This window comes from Microcystis sp. M49636_WE2 (genome assembly GCF_030065375.1).
In the GTDB taxonomy this organism is placed as follows: domain Bacteria; phylum Cyanobacteriota; class Cyanobacteriia; order Cyanobacteriales; family Microcystaceae; genus Microcystis; species Microcystis aeruginosa_C.
In genome coordinates this window covers 1-3,378 of record NZ_JASJFG010000924.1, presented here as the reverse complement: position 1 = coordinate 3,378, position 3,378 = coordinate 1, and the positions used below count along the sequence as shown (strand labels likewise).

The window sequence follows — 3,378 nt, the reverse complement described above, 5'->3', positions numbered from 1 at the left end:
GATGAAAATAAGGAACTGCAAGAACAATTTTATCAACAGATTCAAGGTCAAATTAATCGCGCTAAACAACCCCTAGGTTTAGATTTTAGTAATTCCTTAATTCAAGGCAATTTTATCGCTTCCCGTCTGGGTTTACCGACTCCTTTAACAAAAGTGGCTCTCGCTACTCTATTATCCCCCACGGAAGAACAGTTATTACAACAGGACGAAAATTTCTTATTCGATAGTGATGAACCAGTTTTTAATGTCACAGTATTTCGCGGACCGGTGAAGTTGCAGGGAACCGTATTTATGGGAGAAGTGGACTTTTCTAAGACTTTTTTTCTGCAAATTGTCGAAGCAATGGCAGCAAAATTTAGTCGTGAAAGTAATTGGGTAGAATCGCGTTTTGCTAGGGTGGCAAAATTTACCAAAGCCAATTTTATGGGAGATGTAAATTTTAGTCAAAGTCAATTTTTAAATAAAGCCATCTTTCGCAGCGCACATTTTAAAAGTATTACTAACTTCCATCGCAGTCATTTTACTGCCGAAGCTTATTTTGATCAAACTAAATACGATAAACTCGCAGATTTTACCCGTACTTTCTGGGAAAAAGAAGCTAATTTTTCCCAAAGTCAATGGCGAGATCGTCCGCTATTTTCTAAGAGTAGATTTTTAAGTTTATTAACCTTTAGAAATGCCACTTTTGAAAAATCAGGCGCTTTCCGGTCTAGTTATTTTAATGGTGTGGTTAGTTTTCAAGATGTGAAACTTTTAGATCAGGTAGATTTTAGTAATTCCACTTTTACTAAAAATAGTTATTTAAGTGTATCAGGATTAGCTTTTGATTCCGATAAAGCGAAAATACTGGGAGATAGAGGAGTAATTGGTCAAGCAATTTATTTACCAAACCTAGCAGGAAATGAGACAGTTTTAAGAAATTTAGTTCGTAATTTTCGCTCCCTAGAACAAATTGCCGATGCCAATCAAATTGAATACAAAACCGAAAAATTGCGATTACAACAGTTAAAACAAAAACTAAATAATATCTCAGTTATTCGCCTAATTAACCTCACTTGGGTAGCTGATTTTCTGCATACTTCTTTCCTTACTTTACTATTACTTTTAAGTCAAGATGGTACGAATTTTAGTTTAGTTTTTGGGACAGGAATCATAATTTTTGCCTATTTTGGCTGTTTATTTTGGTTAATCGATCGCGTGCGTCGTCTCACTCCTAAACCAGTAATTCCTAATGGTTATGAAATCTTTTGTATGGTAACTAGCTATATTATTCTCACCCTTTCTGGTGTGTTTAATATCCTGCAATCTGCCAGTCGTCCCCTACTAACTTTAACAGCTATTGCCCTAATTCTTGTCCCCTTACCCCTAATTTTAATTATCGAACTTTATCGTCGGGGACGCTATCACGATTTAATGGATAGTTCCTATTTTCTGCAAGATGGTAGTATGCGACAATTACGCTTATTAATCACCCGTTTACCCGTGGTTCCCGAATTCCCCCTCTTTCGCGATCGTTATACTCCTATTCCTTGGCAAAAGCGTTGGAATTGGTTAAATTATTACGATTTAAGTCTCAATAATTTGCTAAAATTAGGCTTTAACGATTGGCGAGTTCGCGATCGAGAATTACCCGCTATCATTTCCTTTTTAGTTTGGTATCAATGGGGTATCGGCATCTTTTATATCACTCTCCTTATCTGGACTCTCTCGCGCACGATTCCGGGGTTAAATCTCTTGATTTATTTAAAATAAACTGTAAAAATTTGAATACAGCAGTTATCTTTTCGTTTTGGGTAACAGAAATATGAGTGGAAAGAGGAAAAAACCATGAATGCCAAATTGATTGAATCTCTCGTCCAAATTATACAATCCCTTTCTGAAGAAGAAAGATTGCTCTTAGAAAAGAAATTAGCTGCCCATGAAACTCAAACAGATTTTGATAACCTAGCCCAAGCTTTAGCAGAATTGCGACAAATTTGTGCTGAAGAAAACTATACTATAGAAGTTCCTCCTCGCCAAGATCGTTCTAATCCATTTGCAGAAAGCTTAAATGACATTCCTGTGTGATACTAACATTATCAGCGAGTTAGCACGTCCCCAACCTAAGATTTTTCTGCTAAAATTATCTACACAACAGTACACAAGCGCGAAAAGCAATAGTCTATGCTAGAAAAAATCGGAATGGGAGAATTCCGGGATCATCTCGCCAAATATTTGAGTTCTACTACTCCCATCGCCGTCACTTGCCAGGGTCAGACGGTGGGTTATTTCTTACCGGCACGACCGGAGCCATCGGAAGCGGAGATCGACGGGTTAAAACGCGCCGCCGAGAGGTTGGATGCGCTTTTACGCGAACAGGGACTTTCTGAAGATGCGCTCGTTCGCGAATTCCGTCAACTCCGGGAAGGCGAGCGTTAGGCTTTCTGCTATGACGAAAAGAATCGTTCTGGATGCCAATATTCTCATCCGTGCCGTGTTGGGGAAAAAGGTACGGGAGATGATCGCTCGGTTCGCTCCCACGGTAGATTTTTTTACGACCGATCGCTGTTACGCCGACGCAAGGCGATATTTACCGATTCTTTTCGAGAAACGCGACCTAGGGAGCGAGGACGCGATGGCAGTCTTGGAAGGTTTGACCGGTTGGGTGCGGATCGTGGATAACAGCCTGTACGCTTCTTACGAGGGGGAGGCTAGAAAACGCATCGCCGCGCGGGATGTGGACGATTGGCCAGTCGTGGCGCTGGCTTTATTGCTGGAATGCCCGATCTGGACGGAAGACGCGGATTTTTTCGGCACGGGGGTGGCAACCTGGACGAGCAATCGGGTTCACCTGTATTTCGGTGAGTGAACGACGGCGATCACAACAATATCCGATATTCTGGTGAATTCGTAAGAATCGAAGATATCCCGCCGTAGTCGGTGGGTATCTCCCTGGGCTAGGTGCGCTTCCCAACTTTGCGAGCGTTGGATGAGTTTGGCTAGGGTTAATCTCAGACCGGCTAGATAGGGTTTGCTGAATAAATTTGAAATGTAGGCAAAGTAAAGGTTTTGGGGCTTTTCTTGCGAAACAGGTGCAAGATTTTGAGAGAATCGTCGTTCAAAACCTTGCGTCTTCATCGGCCCGCGTCCTGTAGGGGCGAAGCATTCGGACAATAACCTATCGGTGAAAAGGTAGATTTTCTATCCGAATGCTTCGCCCGTACTTATTCAGCAAACCCTAGATAGAGCTTGCTGAATAAATCTAAAAACTCTGTTGGATTGCAGAGAATGACATTTGAGGGAATGAAACGACCCCACCCCGCCTATCGGCACCCCCCTTATCAAGGGAGATCCCCCCGCCTATCGGCACCCCCCTTATCAAGGGGGGCAGGGGGGATC

At 42.0% G+C, this 3,378-nt stretch carries 5 protein-coding genes; 4 read left to right on the top strand and 1 reads right to left on the bottom strand.

What is annotated here, in order from left to right; translation table 11 throughout:
* The 4 genes from PX484_RS21185 to PX484_RS21170 form a co-directional block, all read left to right on the top strand.
* Positions 1 to 1,752, top strand: a 1,752-nt coding sequence (locus tag PX484_RS21185) for a pentapeptide repeat-containing protein (RefSeq protein WP_288105395.1), incomplete at its 5' end; no start/stop codon positions are given.
* 75 nt (positions 1,753 to 1,827) lie between these two features.
* Entirely contained in the window at positions 1,828 to 2,067 is a 240-nt protein-coding gene (locus PX484_RS21180) for a hypothetical protein (protein ID WP_004163133.1), read from the top strand.
* 96 nt (positions 2,068 to 2,163) lie between these two features.
* On the top strand, positions 2,164 to 2,418 hold the full coding sequence (locus PX484_RS21175; protein WP_002782656.1) for a hypothetical protein: 255 nt from the start codon (positions 2,164 to 2,166) through the stop codon (positions 2,416 to 2,418).
* A 10-nt stretch (positions 2,419 to 2,428) separates the two neighbouring features.
* Positions 2,429 to 2,848: a PIN domain-containing protein gene (locus PX484_RS21170; protein WP_004269015.1), complete on the top strand. Its 420-nt coding sequence runs from the start codon at positions 2,429 to 2,431 to the stop codon at positions 2,846 to 2,848.
* Here the strand turns inward: PX484_RS21170 and PX484_RS21165 are convergent.
* Positions 2,827 to 3,117 carry a hypothetical protein gene (locus PX484_RS21165; RefSeq protein ID WP_288105393.1) on the bottom strand — a complete coding sequence of 97 codons (291 nt, stop codon included), beginning with the start codon at positions 3,115 to 3,117 and terminating at the stop codon, positions 2,827 to 2,829. The genes PX484_RS21170 and PX484_RS21165 overlap by 22 nt on opposite strands.
* Positions 3,118 to 3,378: the final 261 nt, after the last annotated feature.

What these genes read in the sequence shown, in the direction of transcription:
- PX484_RS21180 (WP_004163133.1), top strand. Translation starts at nt 1,828, where the DNA reads ATGAATGCCAAATTGATTGAATCTCTCGTCCAAATTATACAATCCCTT.
- PX484_RS21175 (WP_002782656.1), top strand. Translation starts at nt 2,164, where the DNA reads ATGCTAGAAAAAATCGGAATGGGAGAATTCCGGGATCATCTCGCCAAA.
- PX484_RS21170 (WP_004269015.1), top strand. Translation starts at nt 2,429, where the DNA reads ATGACGAAAAGAATCGTTCTGGATGCCAATATTCTCATCCGTGCCGTG.
- PX484_RS21165 (WP_288105393.1), bottom strand. Translation starts at nt 3,117, where the DNA reads ATGAAGACGCAAGGTTTTGAACGACGATTCTCTCAAAATCTTGCACCT.